This window comes from Candidatus Electrothrix sp., from assembly GCF_052785085.1.
The window spans coordinates 1-18,311 of sequence record NZ_JALAAI010000035.1 but is presented as its reverse complement, the minus strand read 5'-3'; the positions used below and the strand labels follow the sequence as shown (position 1 = coordinate 18,311).

The window sequence follows — 18,311 nt, the reverse complement described above, 5'->3', positions numbered from 1 at the left end:
TAGGGGCACGGTGCGCCGTGCCCCTACAATTTTTTATCAGAAAATGAATAAATGACATGAATATCGTCGTCTGTATAAAACAGGTGCCTGACGCCAAGAATGTTCGTCTGGATCCCAAGACTAATACCCTGTCCAGAGAAGGGGTGGAGTCGATCATGAATCCCTTTGATCGCCATGCGTTGGAAGAGGGTGTCAGCTTGAAGGAAAAAGTCGGTGGTAAAGTCACGGTTCTTTCTATGGGACCGCCCCAGGCTGAGGATGTCCTCCGTGAGGCCATTGCCTGTGGTGCTGATGAAGGCGTACTGGTCTCTGACCGGGCCTTTGCCGGGGCTGATACCTGGGCAACCTCGTATACTCTTGCCAAAGCAGTTGAGGCTGTGGGTGGTGCTGATTTGATTCTCTGTGGTAAACAGGCCATTGATGGTGATACAGCCCAGGTTGGGCCTGGTTTGGCATTTCAATTGAATCGTCCTTATGTTACCTGCGTCCAGAAAATCCGTGACGTCAGCGAAAATGCCATCCAGGTGGAACGGATGATGGATGACGGTTATGATGTGGTACAGTTACCTTTGCCTGCCCTGCTCACCGTGGTCAAGGATATCAATGAGCCTCGGGTTCCTTCCCTAAAAGGCAAGATGAAGGCCAAGAAAGCGGAGATAAAAGTTCTGTCCGCTGCCGACATCGGAGCGGAAGCGGAATGCATTGGTTTGACTGGTTCTCCCACCCAGGTTGCGAAGGTTTTTTCTCCTGAACCGCACGGAGAACGGCGGGTGTTTTCCGGTAGCCCGGAAGAGCAGATTGAGCAGTTGGTGAAGGAGATTAGGGGGTATTTGTAGTTCTTCACTAATGATATTTCATGTTGTCCGTTTACGTTGTTTCTCTTTTTGTAAAGGTGCGTTTTATGCAGGCAATTGAATTCCGAACAAAAATAAAAAACGGAATTATTGAAATTCCCAAGAAATACAGAAGGAAGATGAAAGCTACTGTAAAGGTCATATTATTGGAGGAAGAATTAGCTGATACGGCTTCAGACATGATTGAAAATCTTTTGGAATCTCCTTTGAAGTTGAAGAACTTTACTCCTTTTAAAAGAGAAGAGATATATGACCGAAGCTGAGGAAAAAGATAAGATTTACCTTCTTGACTCAAATATATGGCTATATGCATTTATAAAAACACAGGATGCGGATAAATCCAAGATTGCCAAATCTCTTATTCAACAGAAAGATTCTGCCATTGTAATCAGTACGCAAATAATAAATGAGGTTTGTGTAAATCTCATTAGAAAAGCTCATTTTTCCGAAGAAAAGATAAGAGAACTTATCAAAAGTTTTTACGGAAAATATGAAGTCGTCGGGATTGACAATGAAATTCTTCTCAGAGCCTCTGAAATAAGAGAGTCGCACAGTTATTCCTTTTGGGACAGTCTTATCCTTGCAAGTGCATTGTATGCCGATGCTGACATTCTTTATTCTGAAGATATGCAGGATGGTTTTGTGCTTGAAGAAAATACGACAGTTAATCCGTTTAAATGACTATTTTGGTTGGATTTTAATTTCAGTTAAAGAATAAGCGGAGGAGATCAGGGGTATTTATAGTTGGTTGAACATCCACAATAGGCGATAACCGGAGATTTGATTATGAATACGCAGTTAGCAGAACGCAAGTTTCGTACATTGCCGGACGATTTAAAAAGGGAAGTGTTAAATTTCATGGACTTTCTCTTGGCGAAACGAAAAAGGGGAAAAATATCACGCCCTGGTAAATTTGAATTTTCTTGGGAAGGTGGATTATCTCATTTAAAGGATAAATATAATTCTGTTGAATTGCAGCATCAATCAATGGATTGGCGGTAATGTACCTGTTTGATACAAATATATTTTTAGAAATTTTGTTGGCTCAGGAGAAATCTGCGGAGTGCAAGCAGGCTTTGGTTGACAAGGCCGGGGAAATATTTCTTTCTGATTTCTCACTGCATTCTATAGGCGTAATCCTTTTTCGGCACGATAAAGGGGAGGTATTCAAAAAGTTTACAGAAGATATTCTTCCCAATGTTGGCGTTATTTCGTTGTCAACAGGATCATATAAGAAATTATCCATATTGAAAAATAAAACAATTTAGACTTTGATGATGCTTATCAATACAAGGTTGCGAAAGAAAATGATCTTTTTATTGTAACTATTGATAAAGATTTCAGACGGGTTGAAAAGAAAATTAAAGTTAAGTTTATTTAATTCGGCATGAAAGATGAATACGACTTCACCAATACCGAACAGGGAAAATTTTATAGACCGATAGAGGAATTGGAAGTTTTGCAGGATAAAAATACTGCAGATGGAATAATAATTTCTAAATTCAAGCCGCTTTCAAGGGAAGATATATATCGTCGGAGTTAATTTATTTATTTATGAAAAAAATTAAATATACGTACTGGAAAGATGAGAATTTTTATTTGGGATATCTCAATGACTATCCCGATTATCAGACCCAGGGAATGTCAAAAGAGGAACTTATTGATAATCTGAAAGAACTTCTGAAGGATATTGAGTCAGATGAAATACCATATATCCGTAAGGTGGAAGAGTTGGTAGTAGCCTGATGAAAAGAAAGAAGTTACTCAAAAAGCTTCGACAGATGGGCTGCATTTTGGTTCGGCATGGTGGGGCACATGACTGGTATACGAATCCAGAAACAAAAACATCGCAACCTGTTCCTCGACATACTGAAATAAATGAAAATCTGGCAAAATCTATCATCAAAAAATTGAGTTGATACTTTGAATCAAAGAAGAAATTTATCGGTAACTTATCATGCTCATAGTTAATACCGAAACATGTATCGGCTGCGGTGTCTGTGAAGCCAACTGTGCTTTTGGCGCAATCACCGTGGAAGAAGGCATTGCCGTGGTCAGCGATACCTGTACCCTCTGTGGTTCCTGCGTGGATACCTGCGAAGTAGAAGCACTTAGCATTGAAGGGGCTGAGAAAGAAATTCAGGCCGACCTCTCTGCTTGGTCAGGAATCTGGGTCTTTGCCGAAGCCTGGCACGGCAAAGTCGCTCCGGTAGTCTTTGAGCTTCTGGGGATCGGCAGGCAATTGGCTGATCAACGACACACTCCTCTGACAGCGGTTCTGCTTGGTGCAGATCTGGCTGGCAAGGCAGATGAATTGATCGCTGCCGGTGCGGATAAGGTTGTGCTGGCTGATGATCCTGCCTTGGCGCAGTACCGTGAAGATGTGTATGGCAAGGTTCTCGAATATCTTATCATTGAACATAAACCCGAAGTCTTGCTTGCTGGAGCAACCGCCATTGGTCGTTCTGTCATTCCGCAAGTAGCAACCGCTCTGGGAGCTGGTTTGACAGCGGATTGCACGGATCTCGCTATTCGTCCTGAAGACGGTGTGCTCCTCCAGACCAGACCTGCATTCGGCGGCAATATTATGGCCACCATTGAGTCCCCTCGATCCCGTCCGCAGATGGCAACTGTCCGGCCCAATGTTATGTCTCCGGCTGATGCTGATGCTTCCCGAACCGGCGAGGTGATTGCGGTGAAACTCGCACCGGAGCTTTTATCCTCCAAGGTTGAAGTGCTGGAAACCGTGCTCTGCGAGGAAGAGCAGGGCAATATCCGCGAATCGGAAGTATTGGTGAGTGGTGGTCGCGGTATGGAAAACGAAAAAGGTTTTGAATTGCTCCGGGAGCTTGCTGCTGAACTCAACGGAACCGTGTCGGCTTCCAGAGCTGCTGTCGATGCTGGTTGGATTGGCTATCCTTGTCAGGTGGGCCAAACCGGTAAAACAGTAAGCCCGAAACTCTATATTGCCTGTGGAATATCCGGTGCTGTTCAGCATACTGTGGGGATGCAGTCAGCTGAAACCATTATAGCGATTAATCGGGACGAAAAAGCACCAATTTTTGATCTTGCCACCTATGGATTGGTTGGGGATCTCTTTGAAATTCTTCCCCTACTTACTCAAAAAATAAAGGAGCAGCGTACCCATGTCTCTTGATGGAAAAATAGTACTGGTAACCGGTGGTAGCCGGGGAATTGGACGGGCCATTTGCCTGCATTTAGCTGCCCAAGGCGCGACCGTTGGTATTAACTATGTGAGTAACTCCATAGCTGCTGAAGAGGTCTTGGCCGAAATCACGGCCCAAGGTGGTAAAGGATTTCTCAGTGGTTTTGATGTTGCTGACAGTAAAGCAGTCCAGAAAGCTATCAAGGAAATAACAGCAGAGCAGGGTGGGGTGGATATTCTGGTCAACAATGCCGGAATTACCCGAGACGGACTTGTGGCCCGGATGAAGGATGATGACTGGGATGCGGTTCTGAACACTAACCTCAAAGGTGCCTTTACCTGTTCTAAAGCAGCTATGCGGGGTATGATGAAAAAACGCTGGGGACGAATTATCAATATTACCTCAGTGGTCGGTTTTCTTGGTAATGCTGGTCAGGTGAATTATGCCTCAGCTAAGGCAGGCCTGGTGGGTTTGACCAAGTCCATGGCTCGGGAGCTGGCTGGTCGCAAAGTTACGGTAAATTGTGTGGCACCAGGTTATATTGTGACAGATATGACCTCTGATCTTTCTGAAGATATTAAAGAAAAAATTAAGGCAGAAATTCCCATGGCTACGCTGGGAACGCCCGAAGATGTGGCCGGAGCAGTGGCCTATCTGGCTTCAGACGAAAGCGGATACATGACCGGGCAGACCCTGCATGTCAATGGCGGTATGTACATGGGGAATTAACCTGGTAAGAGTCCTCTTGTAACCTAACCAAGAATGTACGTGTGGAAAAACTATCGTTCGGAACAGATGGTTCTGAACTCTTTTGCTACATCATAAAACATGAAAGCTGGTCGACTGACTCCAAGGAGACAGACAGTACTTTCATATAAACCAACTCTGGAGAAAAAGAATGGCAGTTGCAGAAAAAATGAACGACATTATTGAAGAACAACTCAGTGTTGATAAAGAAAAAATAGTTCCTGGTGCATCTTTTGTTGATGATCTTGGCGCAGATTCCCTTGACCTGGTCGAGTTGATCATGGCTATGGAAGAAGAATTTGATGTTGAAATTCCTGATGAAGATGCAGAGAAAATTGTAACTATCCAGGATGCGATTGATTATGTGGGTAAAATACAGGGGTGAGAAATAATGTAGAAGCATCTATTGGTTGGAAATATTTCCAACAATTGCTTTTGCCTATTATTACAACAGGAATAAGGTATCAGCTATCCTACGTGGTAGAGAGCGATAGGGTGCAAGCTGATACCTGATTTACAGGGAATCTTACAGAGTAGTTAAGCATGGTCAAGAATGCACAGCGGCGGGTTGTTGTCACTGGGGTCGGGTTGGTCACTCCCCTTGGAACCGGAACCAATAAAACATGGCAGAGGCTGGTAAATGGGCAGGGAGGTATTGGACTTATTACCCGTTTTGATGCATCTGCGCACTCCTCTCAAATTGCCGCTGAGGTCAAGGATTTCACACCAGACCTCTGGTTTGAGAAGAAACAGGTAAAACATCTGGATCATTTTGTCCAATACGGCATTGCTGCTGCTGACATGGCTGTCAAGGCCAGTGGCTTGGAAATTACTGAGGAAATGGCCGAGCGAATTGGGGTTGTGACCGGGTGCGGTATGGGTGGTTTACCGACCATTGAAGAATATCACAGCGTCTTGCTGAACAGGGGCCCCCGTCGGATTACCCCTTTTCTGGTACCTCGGATGATTCCCAATATGCCATCGGGTCATATCTCCATGCATATTAATGCCAAAGGGCCAAATCTTGCTTTGTCCACTGCCTGTGCAGCTGGGACCCATGCTGTGGGTGAGGCCTATCGCCATATTATGTTTGGTGATTGTGATGTGGCTGTTACCGGTGGAACCGAATCAGTGATATCACCTTTGGCGATTGGTGGTTTTGCCTCAATGAAGGCCCTGTCCACTCGCAATGATGATCCTGAGCATGCTTCCCGTCCCTTTGATAGAGATCGTGACGGCTTTATCATTGCCGAAGGGGCAGGTATGATTATACTGGAAGAGCTTGAGTTTGCCCGTGCCCGTGGCGCTGAGATCCTGGCAGAGATGGTTGGTTACGGCCAATCCAGTGATGCCTATCATATTGCGGCTCCACCAGAAAATGGAGAAGGTGCGATTCGTTGCATGAGTATGGCGTTGCGGAATGCTGGTATGGATCCTGATGAAATTGATTATATCAATGCTCATGGTACTTCTACTCCGCTTAATGATCGTTGTGAAACGACTGCCATCAAAGCAGTTTTTGGTGACCATGCCCGTAAACTGGCGATTAGTTCCACCAAGTCCATGACCGGTCATATGCTTGGCGCAGCTGGAGGTATTGAGGCGGCTTTTACGGTATTGACGCTCCATCATCAATGTATTCCTCCAACGATCAACCTGGAAAATCCTGATCCAAACTGTGATCTTGATTATGTGCCCAATACTGCTAGAGAAACATCAATTCGGGCGGCAATGTCTAATTCTTTTGGTTTTGGTGGCACCAATGGTGTCATTGTCATGAAACGTTTTGAAGGCTGAACAGCACCACGAGAAAGAAGAAATGAAAATTGCAGTAGGCAGTGACCACGGGGGTTTTGAACTTAAGGAGCTTATCATCCGATTTTTGGGTGAATTGGGGCAGGACGTTGAGTCAGTGGGCTGTCATTCTCTGGACTCTGTTGATTATCCGGATTTGGCAGAAAAGGTATGTACAGCAGTTCGCACAGGGGCCTGTGATTGCGGGATTCTGGTGTGCGGAACCGGTATTGGCATGTCCATTGCTGCTAATCGCTATAAGGAAATTCGGGCTGCGCTCTGTCATGAGGCCTTTACAGCCAAAATGAGCCGGGAGCATAATAATTCCAATGTGCTTTGTCTTGGTGGCCGTGTGATTGGGACAGAGATTGCGTTGGATATTGTTAAAACCTGGGTGGAAACAGAGTTTGCTGGTGGTCGGCATCAACGACGATTGGATATGTTCAGCTAAATTGAGTTACATACATTAAGGAGGAGGGAGCATCAGTCTTTATGACCAGCAAGTAGAGGCATTTTTTATTGCCTTCTTTCCTTTTTGGTAAAGATAGAGCAACGAATACACGGCAGCCCAGAAGGATCTGCCGTTTTTTTTTATATGAAAGTATCCTGTGAATTCCTTGCAGTTTCTTACCACCAGGTGGCTGGGATGAGGGGTATTGTACAACAAACGATAAATTATTTTAGGCAAAAGGTATGGCAACGCTAAAAGAGACAGACCGAGATATTTACGGACAAATTCAACATGAACTTGAGCGACAGGCCAATCAGTTGGAGTTGATTGCTTCAGAGAATATTGTTTCACCGGCTGTGTTGGAGGCCCAAGGCTCCATTTTTACCAATAAATATGCTGAAGGCTATCCGAACAGACGCTATTATGGAGGCTGCGATCATGCCGATGTTGTCGAGTTGCTTGCCTGTGAGCGGGCTAAGGAGCTGTTCAATGCTGAATATGCCAATGTTCAACCGCATTCAGGCAGCCAGTCCAACATGGCAGTTTATTTTGCTACCCTGAAACCTGGTGACAAGGTATTAGGAATGGACTTGGCGCATGGTGGACATCTGACCCACGGCGCAACAGTTTCTTTTTCCGGTAAGCTCTTTAACTTCATTTCCTACGGTGTCAAGCGGGATACAGAGACCATTGATATGGCCGAGGTAGAGAGAATTGCCTTTGAGAATCGTCCCAAGATGATCGTAGCTGGTGCCAGCGCCTACCCCCGTGTTATTGATTTTGAAGGATTTCGACATATTGCTGATCAAATAGGCGCACTTTTCATGGTGGATATGGCCCATATTGCAGGTCTGATAGCTGCTGGCGTACATCCTTCACCGGTACCCTATGCGGATTTTGTCACCACCACCACCCATAAGACCCTGCGTGGTCCGCGAGGTGGTTTGATTTTGGCGAAGGAAAAATTTGCCAAGGCATTGGACTCTAATATATTTCCTGGGATTCAGGGAGGGCCTCTTATTCATGTGATTGCAGCAAAAGCTGTTAGTTTCAAAGAGGCTATGACAGAGGAATATCGTCAATATCAGCAACAGGTTGTGGATAATGCCTCTGCTTTGGCAGCCCGCTTGTCTGAGCATGGCTTCCGTATAGTCTCAGGTGGTACGGATAACCACCTTCTTCTTATTGACCTGAGCAGCAAGAATTTGACTGGAAAGGATGTTGAAAAGCGCTTGGAACAGGCTGGTTTGACTGTTAATAAGAATGCTATTCCTTTTGACAAGCAATCACGGTTTGTGACCAGTGGTATCCGCATAGGTACCCCGTCTGTCACCACCAGAGGATTGAAGGAGCCAGAGATGGTTATGATCGGTGACTGGATCAACCGGGTACTGACTTCAGGAGAGGAAGAAGCTGCTCAGGTACGGCAGGAAGTACGGAATTTTTGTGAGACGGTTCCTCTGTACCCGGAGATGGTCAGAGATACCTCACTCTAAGAACTATGAAATGCCCCTATTGCGGTCAGCTGGATAACCGGGTTATTGATTCCCGCCTGAATAAGGACAAAACGATTACCAGGCGACGTCGTCACTGTGAGGCCTGTGATCAGCGTTTCACCACCTATGAGCGTATTGAAATGATGCTGCCCATGCTGGTGAAAAAAGATGGGCGTCGTGAGGCTTGGGATCGCGGCAAGATGATCCTTGGATTAGAAAAGGCCTGTGAAAAACGGTCGGTGAGTCCAGAGGATATTGATTATTTTGTTGACGGTATTGAACACAGGCTCCAGGATATAGGGGGAAAGGAGCTTTCTACCTCTCAGCTTGGAGAATGGGTTATGGAGGATCTCCCACAATTGGATGAGGTTGCCTATGTCCGTTTCGCCTCAGTCTATCGACAATTCAAGGATGTCAACGAATTCGTGGATGAGTTGAAGCAGTTTCTCGGCAAAGATCAAGAAAAGTAGCTCCCAATGGAACACGACTTACGCTATATGCGTCTTGCTCTCAAGGAGGCAAAAAAGGGTCTCGGACGGACATCGCCTAATCCCTGTGTTGGGGCGGTTATTGTGAGAGATGACGAGGTGATAGCCCAGGGGGATCATCGTCGAGCTGGCACTCCCCACGCAGAAGTCAACGCCATTGCTGATGCCCTTGAAAAGGGGATGAGCTGTGTCGGAGCAACCATATATGTAACGCTGGAGCCTTGTAATCATACGGGGAGGACACCACCATGCACCCAGGCTATTTTGACAGCCGGGTTCAGGCGGGTTGTCATAGGGATGGCTGATCCCAACCCTGTGGCTTCAGGTGGAGCAGATTTTCTCCGCTCCCAGGGGCTTGAGGTTAAGCTCGGTGTTCTTGAGCAGGAATGTCGACAGCTCAACTATCCTTTTTTGAAACATTCTGTCTCAGGCCTTCCCTGGGTTGTGATGAAGGCCGGGATGAGCCTGGACGGGAAAATCAGCCGCAGGCAAGGAGCAGGTGGGGCTATCACCGGGCCAGAGGCAAAAAAAAGAGTGCATCTGTTGCGAGATCAGTTAGATGCGATTCTTATAGGCAGTGGTACTGCTCTGATTGATGACCCTTCCTTAACAACTCGGTTAGGAGATAGGGCAGATAGGAATGAAGCGGCTGGACAGGACCCTGTTCGGGTCATACTTGATAGCCGTCTCCGGCTTTCTCCTTATGCCAAGATGCTTACTCAAAATTCTTCGGCGCCAACCTGGATTTTCTGTGATCATAATGCATCAGAACAAAAGCAGAAGGAGCTTGAACAGGCTGGAGCCGTTGTTCATAGGGTTGAGAGTGATCAGGATGGTGGACTTGACCTTAATCAGGTTCTGCGTTGTTTAGGCCAAGCTGATATTACTTCTGTTTTGGTCGAAGGTGGGGCAGCTGTCCACGGCTCTTTTCTTCAGAAAAAATTAGTGGATCAAGTCTACCTTTTCACTGCGCCCTATTTTATTGGTGAACAAGGCACATCGCTTTTGAGCGGTTATAGTCTCGGAGAAGGAGAGGCTCCGCTTTGTTTAGAAAATCAAACAACAGAAATCGTGGGACAAGATATCCTGCTTCAGGGATTGTTGTGCTAACTTATTTTTTTTACAAGCCTTCTGGTGATCTGCTTTCTTACTCCTCTTTGTCTTTTTTGATCAGTATCTTGATCTGTGGCCAAACGTGGGCCAATTCTTCTTTGCTCTTGAAATCTATACTCAGTGTTATCTGCTCTTCTTCAAAAGCTGGGCTATGCTCAAGGCGTAGGCCAGCAGGGAGTTGAAGTTGTGAAGAGAATGTTCTGAATTCTCCTTCAGCTCGTGCCAGCCGTGGGTGGTACTGTTGATCAAGCCAACGGAGAAGAGAGGTTGATCGTTGGGGTCCATTAAGCTGTTTTTCTTTTACTGTCTCCTTCCATAAGTCAAGTAATCTCTCCGTCGTAATTTTTTTTCGCTTTGTCAGTTGGAAGAAACGTTCCAGCAGTTTTTGTTGTTTTGATCCCCCAAGCTGGTACTCATAAATAATTTCAGCGAGTTTTTTCTGATCATCTGGTGAAAAGCGGGCTAGTTTTTTCCCTGATCGTTGGGAAATAATCCCTTTATGCATTCCTTGTTGCACAGAGACTTCCAGATCAAGGAGAGAGATGATCTCTCCAGGTATATGGGGCTTGGTCTTCAGACCGAACAGGGGGAGGAAGGAGACGAGATCTTGCTTATCAAGAACTTTCGCAGCTTTCTTCAAAAAAACAGCCTGTTCAATGAGAGTCAGCCTGTTGCCAAGTAGCTGATGTTCTAAAAGGACTTTGAAGAGATGTAGAGGATAGCCTTCTTCCTTCTCCAGAGCCGTAGTTATGCTAAGTGCAGTTATCTTCTGGTCGTTGCTATTTTTTTGTTGAGAGGATTCAAGTCTGTTGTTGCAGAGTTGCAGATAAGCTTCAATACGCTTTCTTCCTGAGAGGATAATATAACCATCCTGCTGTTCCAATAGCAGAGGGGGCTGAAGTATCCCAAGCTCGCAGATACTTTGTACAAGATCTTGTTTGAAATCTTCCGGGAAAGGATTAAGGCTATAGCTCCTGTCATCCAGGTTAATATCCTGTAGCCTTACCTGAAGATAGCAGGGCATTACGTTGTTCACTGGTGTCTGTATATGAGAGAAAGAAGATAAGGTGAAAGATGAGAGAGGGGTAAAAAGAAAAATCGGGACGTTACATTACAGTACGTCCCGATTCGGTTTCGGTCAAGCTGATATACCTAAGAAAGTTTACAACATTATCCGTTGATCTTATTGCGAAGAATTCCAGATGGCTTAAAGGTAATGACCCGTCTGGCATCCAAAATCAGTTCGTCACCTGTCTGCGGATTACGCCCTCTTCTTGGGCGTTTATCCTTGACGTTAAATTTACCGAATCCGCTGAGAAGAAGGTCTTCTCCACTGATCAGTGAATCCTTAACAAGGGTGATAAAGGTTTCCACGGAATCTGTTGCCTGGGCTTTGGTTAACCCAGGGTGCTGCTGATAAACCTCTTGTACGAGGTTTGCTTTTGTCAATGTCATTGGTAAACTACCTCCACAGTATCTTTTGAGTACTTTTCTTGACTTTTCAGTTATATGATACGAGATTTGACAGGCATGTCAATGATAATCAGGTCGTAACGGGGTGCTATGTTGATTATTTTTCAGTTCTCTTATTTTTTCTGTCAAGATCAGATAGCATCGGCCATTGTGAAGATAGGTAAATACATAGCAACAACAAGTCCACCGATGGTGCCACCAAGAAAAACCATCATAAAGGGTTCAATCATAGCAGTAAGATTTTCCACAGCTTGGTCAACCTCTTCATCATAAAAGTCAGCTATTTTTGAAAGCATTGCGTCAAGCGCACCAACCGATTCACCGACATTAATCATCTGGACAACCATATTGGGAAACACGCCGGATTCTTCCAAAGGCTCGGCAATCGGTCGACCTTCAGCGATGGAATCCGCCACATGGAAAACTGCCTGCTCAATAACCTTATTACCTGCTGTCTTGGCCACAACCTGTAAGGCATCAAGAATAGGAACACCACTTTCCAGCATGGTGCTGAGGGTTCGGGTGAACTTGGCTACCGCTACCTTGCGGATCAGTATTCCTGCCACCGGGGCATGAAGGAGCAGTCCGTCTATTTTTAATTTTCCTTTTTCTGTAGCATAGTATTTCTTAAAAAGAAAACTTACTACAAATCCAGCCATAATAATATAGAGAAAATTGGCCTTGGCAAATTCACTCATATCAACAACAATTTGGGTAGGTGTCGGTAAAGCACCGCCCATGCTGGCAAACATCTCTTCAAAAACAGGGATAACGAAAATCAGGATAACAGCAAGAATAAGAATAGCAATGCCGAGACAAATTACAGGATAGGTCATGGCACCTTTGATCTTTTTCTGCAGAGCCATGGACTTTTCCTTAAATGCCGCCAAACGCCCAAGAATGGTATCAAGAATACCACCCACCTCACCCGCCTCAATCATGTTGGCAAAAAGGGGATCGAAAACTTTCGGATGCTTACGCATGCCGTCGGCAAGAGTTGTTCCTGTTTCCACGTCATTAACGATTTCCAGCAGAGCGCGTTTAAAGGTAGGGTTTTCCTGCTGCTTAGATAAAATCTGCAGGCTCTGGACAAGGGGGAGTCCTGCATCAATCATGGTGGACAATTGGCGGGTAAAGACAACGATATCCTTACCAGTAACCTTTGGTTGCAAAAAGGCTACATTTTCGAACATATCCTTGGGTTTTTCTTTTATCTTTGGGTTTTGGATTCGTAATCGTTTGAGCTGGGCAAGAACAGCAGCCTCGTTGGCCACTTCTATTTCACCCTTAATGGTATTGCCCAATGTGTTTTTTCCCTTCCAGACGTAGACAGGCATGATTCAGACTCCAGAAATATTTATGTGAATGCAGGGAAGACCAGATAAATTGTTGACAGTTGCATTGATAGCCTTTATAAAGTGATATTTTTTGTTTAAAATTAAACAGGACACTTTTACATTCATTGTATGTAATTTTTTTTTCTGATTCAAGAGAAATATTATATTTTTTTCAGGAGGTTCGCAAAATGCAGACAAGTAAGGCCGTAAATTATAGTGATGGTCCCTTTCAGCCGATTATAGAGAAATGTGATGGCTGTGATAGGATTGTTGAAGAAAACAGCAATCAGTATTGTAAAACCTATGTTAATCCAGCTGCAAAATGGCGTTTGGGTATATGTAATTTTGCCACTCATGCCAAGCCGGAAATTAAGGTTGCTAAAGTCCGCATTAATCCGCTGAAAGCCGCAAAACGAGCGAGTTCAAAGCGCAGAGGAAAATAACCAGTATTTTCTTTGTATCTGCGGACCAAAACTGTTGTCAGCTGCCAGCTCTGTTATTTTCTGTTCATTGCGAAGTTCCAGGGGCTGATACCCCGCCCCCAAGGGGCGGGAGCGTTTATTTTTGCTGACAGCTGATATTGGTACGTATGACTCTCTTATTTCCTGCCCACCCCCACGTACTTGAAGCCTAAGCCTGTGAGGCTTGCAGGCTCATATACATTACGCAGATCTATAAAGATCAACTCCTTCATGCTGGCCTTGAGTCTTTCCAGGTCCAAGGCCCTGTACTGATTCCATTCTGTCATCAAGACCACAGCGTCTGCTCCTTGGCAGACCGTATAGGCATCATCGACATATTCGACTCCATTGGGAAGAAAGTTTTTTGCTTCCTCCATTCCTTTTGGGTCATGGACACGGAGGCTTGCTCCTTTTTCGAGCAAGGCTGGCAGGATGGTCAGGGCCGGTGCATCACGCATATCATCGGTTTCCGGTTTAAAGGTCAGGCCAAGCACAGCAATAGTTTTTCCTGCTTCTGAACCGCCCAGAGCATCCCGGATTTTCTTGACCATGCGGGCCTTTTGTGCTGCGTTGACCTCCACTGCGGCCTCAATAATACGCAGACTTTCTCCATATTCCTGGACAAGGCGCATCAGGGCCAAGGTGTCCTTGGGAAAGCAGGAGCCACCGTATCCAGGGCCGGGGTGAAGAAATTTGCTCCCGATCCTGCGGTCCATGCCGATTCCTTTGGCAAGGTCAACAACGTTTGCTCCCACTGCCTCGCAGATCGAAGCGATTTCATTGATAAAGCTGATTTTAACAGCAAGAAAGGCATTTGCCGCATACTTAGTGAGTTCAGCTGTTTCAATGCTGGTGCTGACAATGGGGGTATCACGCAGGTACAGAGGTTGGTATATCTCCCGTAAGACCTGTTCAGATCGTTCAGATTCCACGCCAATAACGACGCGGTCTGGTCGCATGAAATCGGCAATGGCCGCGCCCTCACGGAGGAATTCAGGGTTTGAGGCCACATCAAAATCTGCTTCTGGGTTTGTCTCCTTGATGATTCTGGAAACTTGACGGGCAGTCCCGACAGGCACTGTGCTTTTATCCACAATAACCGTGTAGTTTTCCAGGTGTTCGGCAAGTTCTTGGGCGGCAGCGTAAATATAGGTCAGGTCGGCATACCCATCACCTCTTCGAGAGGTTGGAGTGCCCACAGCGATAAATACTGCATCTGCATCAGGGACAGCCTCTGCTAAATCTGTGGTAAACTGGAGACGGCCTTCCGCAGCATTTTTTGCCACCATAACGTCCAGACCTGGCTCGTAGATAGGGATTTTTCCCTGCTTCAGCGTTGTGATTTTATCCTCAAGTTTATCAACACAGATGATGTGATGGCCGAATTCGGCAAAACAGGTTCCAGTTACGAGACCGACATACCCTGTCCCAATCATTGCTATCTTCATTTTTTTCCTTTTTTTTGCAAGTAGTTGAGAAGTTGAACCCGTCTTCTCTTTTTTGTTTTTCAGACCAACCGGTTAGCCTGATGTTGAAGGTGATTATTGAGGTCTTGTGCCGAATATAGCCGTGCCTACCCGAACCAGAGTCGCTCCCTCCTCAATGGCAACAGTAAAGTCGCCTGACATACCCATGGAAAGCTCGACCGTCTTATTATCATAAAAAAGGCTCTTGTCTGCAAGTTCCAGGGATAATTTTTTCAAAGTCTGAAAAAAAGGCCGGCTTTCCTCTGGTTCCCGTCCGTAAGGAGGCATGGTCATGAGTCCGCGTATGCGCAGGTTGGTCAGAGGTTGAAGAGCCTGCAGGAGTTCAAGTGCATCTTCAGGAAGGATACCAGACTTTTGCGGTTCCCGACCCACATTTATTTGAATCAGGATGTCGAGTTTCTTCATAAAGGCTTCAGCGTGCCGATCCAGAGCCCGGGCAATTTTGAGCCGGTCAACGGTCTCAATCATCTGAAAGAGTTCAGCAGCCATTTTGGCTTTATTGCTTTGTAAATGACCAATAAAATGCCAGCGCAGAGAAGATGGCAATTGCTGGATTTTTGCTTCCGCATCCTGAAGGTAATTCTCTCCAAAGAGTATTTGTCCGCATTGCTGTGCTTCAGTGATCATTGCAGCAGGCATGCGTTTAGAGACAGCAACAAGCTTGATTTCTTGGGGATCACGTCCGCATTTTTGTGCTGTTTTCTCAATAATCGATCGTATGTATTCCAGATTGGCACAGATCATTATGTATCACCTTGTGCGGGTAAGGAAAAGAGTTTTTTGGTATTCAGTGAAGTTTGCCGGGCAATCTCTTCAATTGAAATTTCTCTCAATTCCGCTATTTTGGCCGCTGTGTAGAGCAGATATTCCGGGCGATTACGTTTACCTCGAAAAGGAACCGGAGTAAGAAAAGGGCCGTCGGTTTCCAGCAACATGTGATCCAAGGGAATTTCCTGGGCAACCTGTTGGAGATCCGACGCATTCTTAAAGGTGACAATTCCGGGTATAGATATAAAGAGGCCCAGGTCAAGTACCTGGTGGGCAAAGGCCATGTCCCCGGAAAAACAATGCATGACCCCGCCTGCCGGGAATGGCCCCTGTTCTTTGAGGATGTGGAGTGTGTCCTCATGGGCATCACGGTCATGAATAATGATGGGCAGGTCCAGTTCCTTGGCAAGGGAAAGCTGGCGGGCAAATTCTTTACGTTGACGTTCTACGGGTGCGTATTGTTTGGCATAATCAAGGCCGATCTCTCCGTAAGCAACAACCTTTTCCAGGGTCGATAATTCTTGCAGTTGCTGATAGACAGCATCATCTCCGTCTTCAGCACTATGTGGGTGAATACCCACTGAGGCATAAACTCCGGGATAGGTGTGAGCGAGTTCCACTGCCTGTTGTGAACTGGCAAGATCAATGCCAATGGTGATGATGGTATCGACTTGGCATTGCCTGGCAGAGTCTATAAGATTGTCGATATCATCCTGACCATTTTCCATGTCAAGATGACAATGTGAGTCAATCAGGCCGTACCCTGGCGAGAGAGCAGGCGGCTGTATTTTTTTTTTCATTGTGAAGGGGTGTCCGGCTTTTCTTGCGGGTATGTATTATTTTCTACAAAACGAGATAAAATGAACTATCTTATGCAGTCATACCAGAAAGAAGCAAACAGGACAAGATGGAAAGCATGATTGAAGGGTTTACGGGATGCTTCTTGAGTTTAGGAAGTCTTTCTGGAATTAAGAAATTTGTCCAGACTGGCCTGGAGTTGATCCGACGAGACCGGTGGATCAGGGAAGTTGGGATTGTCTCTCAGCCCGGCTATGATCTTTGCTTCAGTGTTCGGAAAACGCATGTTCAAACCTCTTTGCTTTGATATCTGTTTTTCTGTTTGACCTGTAATCTACCTGCACGTTTACAGTAAACATCCTATTGATATTTTTCTTTTTTTGTGATAGAAAGCACGTTTGAATCATCCCGATTGCCATTTAAAACGGCCTTATTTACATTTAAATCGTCCTGATTGACGTTTAAAATGGCCCGATTTAAGTGTGAATTGATCCGATGTACACTTAAATTGCTCCGATTGAAGCGTGAATCGGCCTGATTTACATTTAAATCGCCTTGATTTACATTGAAATTGCCCTGATTCAAGTGTGAATCGCCTTGATTTAAACGGCAAACGGGGCGTTGCAAACGGCAAAATATGCGTTGTTGATCGCTTCCGGGGCGTTTGCTTCTGCAAAAGGTGCGATGGATACCGTTCCTTGAACAGAATTCAAGAATTAGCTCTTGTTGCTGGAAATTGCAAGGGAAAAGAGCAGTTGTTTTTCTTTTCTTGCTCATAGAGAGTGCTATCGGGATTCGAGCCATTAATACACCTCTCAAACTCACAGACTGCGCGGTTTAAAAACGGGGCTGTGATACCTAGCTGCGTACATTTCCCGCCCTTGTTGCGTTTTGAGAGGCCGTCAACCACACCACTTCCAAACAGTTTTACGCCCCTTCCCGCCGTTCCAAAACGATCCACATTGAACCATTTGCAGCCCGCAAGCCTGCAAGAAGCCCGCAGGAAGCATTTCAAAAAACAGTTTTTTGTTCCTTCTTCTTATCGTCAATAGTATATTCCAGTGTACTTTTTTAATTCATCGTGTTTATTAGTGGGCTAACTTTTAACCTCTCATAATAATTCTGGAAAATGTACTTTGACTATAGTGACTTGGTTCAGTTTCGACTGAATAAAAAAGAAAAGACAATTCAATGCACATCAAGTTTTTTGAAACCTGTTCATATAGTTATGATGTCGATTCTCCATAATTACACTGATTATACCGTTGGGTTTCAATATCATGCTGATTATGCAGAGGCTATGAGGTTCGATGACCCTTTGGAAGTTGATACTGTAGATGGTAGTTACCATAGAAAAGCTATAAAATTGCAAGATCAGTTTGTTGATGATAGTCAAATGAAAAAGATAATGGATATTCTTTATGATAATAATTATCTTGATTATGGAACGAATGATATTCTTCAACTTGTGATAGCAGAAATATTTCAGAATTTCTATGCTCATGCTGATGTAGAAGAACCCCCAATTTGCTGCGTTCAAGATTGGCCGTCATCTGATTTTCTGGAAATTTCTCTTGCTGATAATGGGATAGGTATAAATAATGCTTTAAGAGATTACTTGAGAGATTATCCTGATAGCATAAATCCCTGTAGAATGGCTTGCAATCTTGGGGTAAGTTCTTGTTTAGAAGGAAAAGGCAAGCTTGGGACAAATCACAGTGGTTATGGATTGTATTATACAAAAAGATTTGGCTCATCGCAGATTAGTGGGGAACGCCATGTTCCGCAAATACTCTGAGCCTGAAATTTTCAAAATTTCTATATCCAAACGCAGTCCGAATAATGTTTCTTATGCTGTTATTGAGTCCTTCAACAAA

The 18,311-nt window shown here is 45.0% G+C and carries 25 protein-coding genes and 1 pseudogene; 17 read left to right on the top strand and 9 right to left on the bottom strand.

Translation table 11 applies throughout. The features are described 5' to 3' along the window. Window positions 1-56: 56 nt before the first annotated feature. The 15 genes from L2082_RS07730 (at window position 57) to ribD (ending at window position 10,107) form a co-directional block, all read left to right on the top strand. On the top strand, window positions 57-836 hold the full coding sequence (locus tag L2082_RS07730; protein ID WP_446008536.1) for an electron transfer flavoprotein subunit beta/FixA family protein: 780 nt from the start codon (window positions 57-59) through the stop codon (window positions 834-836). A gap of 65 nt (window positions 837-901) precedes the next feature. Further along, window positions 902-1,117, top strand: a complete 216-nt coding sequence (locus L2082_RS07725; RefSeq protein WP_446008537.1) for a hypothetical protein — start codon at window positions 902-904, stop codon at window positions 1,115-1,117. Then, window positions 1,104-1,535 carry a PIN domain-containing protein gene (locus L2082_RS07720; RefSeq protein ID WP_446011589.1) on the top strand — a complete coding sequence of 144 codons (432 nt, stop codon included), beginning with the start codon at window positions 1,104-1,106 and terminating at the stop codon, window positions 1,533-1,535. Before L2082_RS07725 ends, L2082_RS07720 begins: the two co-directional genes overlap by 14 nt. Before the next feature lie 105 nt (window positions 1,536-1,640). Beyond that, window positions 1,641-1,856 carry a DUF2281 domain-containing protein gene (locus L2082_RS07715; protein ID WP_446008539.1) on the top strand — a complete coding sequence of 72 codons (216 nt, stop codon included), beginning with the start codon at window positions 1,641-1,643 and terminating at the stop codon, window positions 1,854-1,856. Next, window positions 1,856-2,122, top strand: coding sequence for a PIN domain-containing protein (locus L2082_RS07710; protein WP_446011588.1), 267 nt, complete (start codon window positions 1,856-1,858; stop codon window positions 2,120-2,122). Before L2082_RS07715 ends, L2082_RS07710 begins: the two co-directional genes overlap by 1 nt. A 286-nt stretch (window positions 2,123-2,408) precedes the next feature. Then, complete coding sequence (locus tag L2082_RS07705) at window positions 2,409-2,600, top strand: type II toxin-antitoxin system HicB family antitoxin (protein WP_446008541.1); 192 nt, start codon at window positions 2,409-2,411, stop codon at window positions 2,598-2,600. After that, the gene (locus L2082_RS07700) at window positions 2,600-2,773 is read left to right on the top strand and encodes a type II toxin-antitoxin system HicA family toxin (RefSeq protein ID WP_446008542.1); all 174 of its coding nucleotides are present in this window, start codon (window positions 2,600-2,602) and stop codon (window positions 2,771-2,773) included. The genes L2082_RS07705 and L2082_RS07700 overlap by 1 nt, the downstream gene beginning before the upstream one ends. A 38-nt stretch (window positions 2,774-2,811) precedes the next feature. Beyond that, window positions 2,812-4,011, top strand: a complete 1,200-nt coding sequence (locus tag L2082_RS07695; RefSeq protein WP_446008543.1) for an FAD-binding protein — start codon at window positions 2,812-2,814, stop codon at window positions 4,009-4,011. Further along, complete coding sequence (gene fabG, locus L2082_RS07690; RefSeq protein WP_446008544.1) at window positions 4,001-4,750, top strand: 3-oxoacyl-ACP reductase FabG; 750 nt, start codon at window positions 4,001-4,003, stop codon at window positions 4,748-4,750. The genes L2082_RS07695 and fabG overlap by 11 nt, the downstream gene beginning before the upstream one ends. A gap of 169 nt (window positions 4,751-4,919) precedes the next feature. Further along, a complete protein-coding gene (acpP, locus tag L2082_RS07685; protein ID WP_446008545.1) occupies window positions 4,920-5,153 on the top strand; it encodes an acyl carrier protein in 234 nt (77 codons plus the stop codon). 158 nt (window positions 5,154-5,311) lie between these two features. Further along, a complete protein-coding gene (gene fabF, locus L2082_RS07680) occupies window positions 5,312-6,565 on the top strand; it encodes a beta-ketoacyl-ACP synthase II (protein ID WP_446008546.1) in 1,254 nt (417 codons plus the stop codon). Window positions 6,566-6,587: 22 nt separating this feature from the next. Continuing rightward, window positions 6,588-7,013: a ribose 5-phosphate isomerase B gene (rpiB, locus tag L2082_RS07675; protein ID WP_446008547.1), complete on the top strand. Its 426-nt coding sequence runs from the start codon at window positions 6,588-6,590 to the stop codon at window positions 7,011-7,013. Window positions 7,014-7,255: 242 nt separating this feature from the next. Then, the gene (locus L2082_RS07670) at window positions 7,256-8,509 is read left to right on the top strand and encodes a serine hydroxymethyltransferase (RefSeq protein WP_446008548.1); all 1,254 of its coding nucleotides are present in this window, start codon (window positions 7,256-7,258) and stop codon (window positions 8,507-8,509) included. A gap of 5 nt (window positions 8,510-8,514) precedes the next feature. After that, window positions 8,515-8,979 (top strand): transcriptional regulator NrdR, encoded by a 465-nt coding sequence (gene nrdR, locus L2082_RS07665; RefSeq protein WP_446008549.1) that lies wholly within the window; start codon window positions 8,515-8,517, stop codon window positions 8,977-8,979. 6 nt (window positions 8,980-8,985) lie between these two features. After that, window positions 8,986-10,107: a bifunctional diaminohydroxyphosphoribosylaminopyrimidine deaminase/5-amino-6-(5-phosphoribosylamino)uracil reductase RibD gene (gene ribD, locus L2082_RS07660; protein WP_446008550.1), complete on the top strand. Its 1,122-nt coding sequence runs from the start codon at window positions 8,986-8,988 to the stop codon at window positions 10,105-10,107. A gap of 37 nt (window positions 10,108-10,144) precedes the next feature. Here the strand turns inward: ribD and L2082_RS07655 are convergent, their stop codons facing one another. The 3 genes from L2082_RS07655 to L2082_RS07645 all read right to left on the bottom strand — a co-directional run bounded on the left by L2082_RS07655 (window position 10,145) and on the right by L2082_RS07645 (window position 12,920). Then, a complete protein-coding gene (locus L2082_RS07655; protein ID WP_446008551.1) occupies window positions 10,145-11,146 on the bottom strand; it encodes a hypothetical protein in 1,002 nt (333 codons plus the stop codon). A gap of 134 nt (window positions 11,147-11,280) precedes the next feature. After that, the gene (locus L2082_RS07650) at window positions 11,281-11,565 is read right to left on the bottom strand and encodes an integration host factor subunit alpha (RefSeq protein WP_446008552.1); all 285 of its coding nucleotides are present in this window, start codon (window positions 11,563-11,565) and stop codon (window positions 11,281-11,283) included. A 149-nt stretch (window positions 11,566-11,714) separates the two neighbouring features. Continuing rightward, a complete protein-coding gene (locus L2082_RS07645) occupies window positions 11,715-12,920 on the bottom strand; it encodes a type II secretion system F family protein (RefSeq protein WP_446008553.1) in 1,206 nt (401 codons plus the stop codon). A gap of 188 nt (window positions 12,921-13,108) precedes the next feature. On the opposite strand from L2082_RS07645, the gene L2082_RS07640 reads away from it, so the two are divergent. Then, entirely contained in the window at window positions 13,109-13,363 is a 255-nt protein-coding gene (locus L2082_RS07640; RefSeq protein ID WP_446008554.1) for a PxxKW family cysteine-rich protein, read from the top strand. Between the two features lie 155 nt (window positions 13,364-13,518). Here L2082_RS07640 and L2082_RS07635 read toward each other — a convergent pair whose 3' ends face one another. From L2082_RS07635 to L2082_RS07615, 5 genes are all read right to left on the bottom strand, one after another. Continuing rightward, on the bottom strand, window positions 13,519-14,829 hold the full coding sequence (locus L2082_RS07635; protein WP_446008555.1) for a UDP-glucose dehydrogenase family protein: 1,311 nt from the start codon (window positions 14,827-14,829) through the stop codon (window positions 13,519-13,521). Window positions 14,830-14,922: 93 nt separating this feature from the next. Next, window positions 14,923-15,612: a YggS family pyridoxal phosphate-dependent enzyme gene (locus L2082_RS07630; protein ID WP_446008556.1), complete on the bottom strand. Its 690-nt coding sequence runs from the start codon at window positions 15,610-15,612 to the stop codon at window positions 14,923-14,925. Then, entirely contained in the window at window positions 15,612-16,436 is an 825-nt protein-coding gene (locus L2082_RS07625; protein ID WP_446008557.1) for a TatD family hydrolase, read from the bottom strand. Before L2082_RS07625 ends, L2082_RS07630 begins: the two co-directional genes overlap by 1 nt. 149 nt (window positions 16,437-16,585) lie before the next feature. Continuing rightward, window positions 16,586-16,720, bottom strand: a complete 135-nt coding sequence (locus L2082_RS07620; protein WP_446008558.1) for a hypothetical protein — start codon at window positions 16,718-16,720, stop codon at window positions 16,586-16,588. A gap of 74 nt (window positions 16,721-16,794) precedes the next feature. Beyond that, a complete protein-coding gene (locus L2082_RS07615; protein ID WP_446008559.1) occupies window positions 16,795-17,238 on the bottom strand; it encodes a hypothetical protein in 444 nt (147 codons plus the stop codon). Window positions 17,239-17,563: 325 nt separating this feature from the next. On the opposite strand from L2082_RS07615, the gene L2082_RS07610 reads away from it, so the two are divergent. Then, window positions 17,564-18,232 (top strand): hypothetical protein, encoded by a 669-nt coding sequence (locus L2082_RS07610; RefSeq protein WP_446008560.1) that lies wholly within the window; start codon window positions 17,564-17,566, stop codon window positions 18,230-18,232. On the opposite strand, the pseudogene L2082_RS07605 reads toward L2082_RS07610, so the two are convergent. Further along, window positions 18,216-18,311 (bottom strand): annotated as a pseudogene (locus tag L2082_RS07605) (transposase); the annotation flags it as partial. The gene L2082_RS07610 and the pseudogene L2082_RS07605 sit on opposite strands and share 17 nt — an antisense overlap.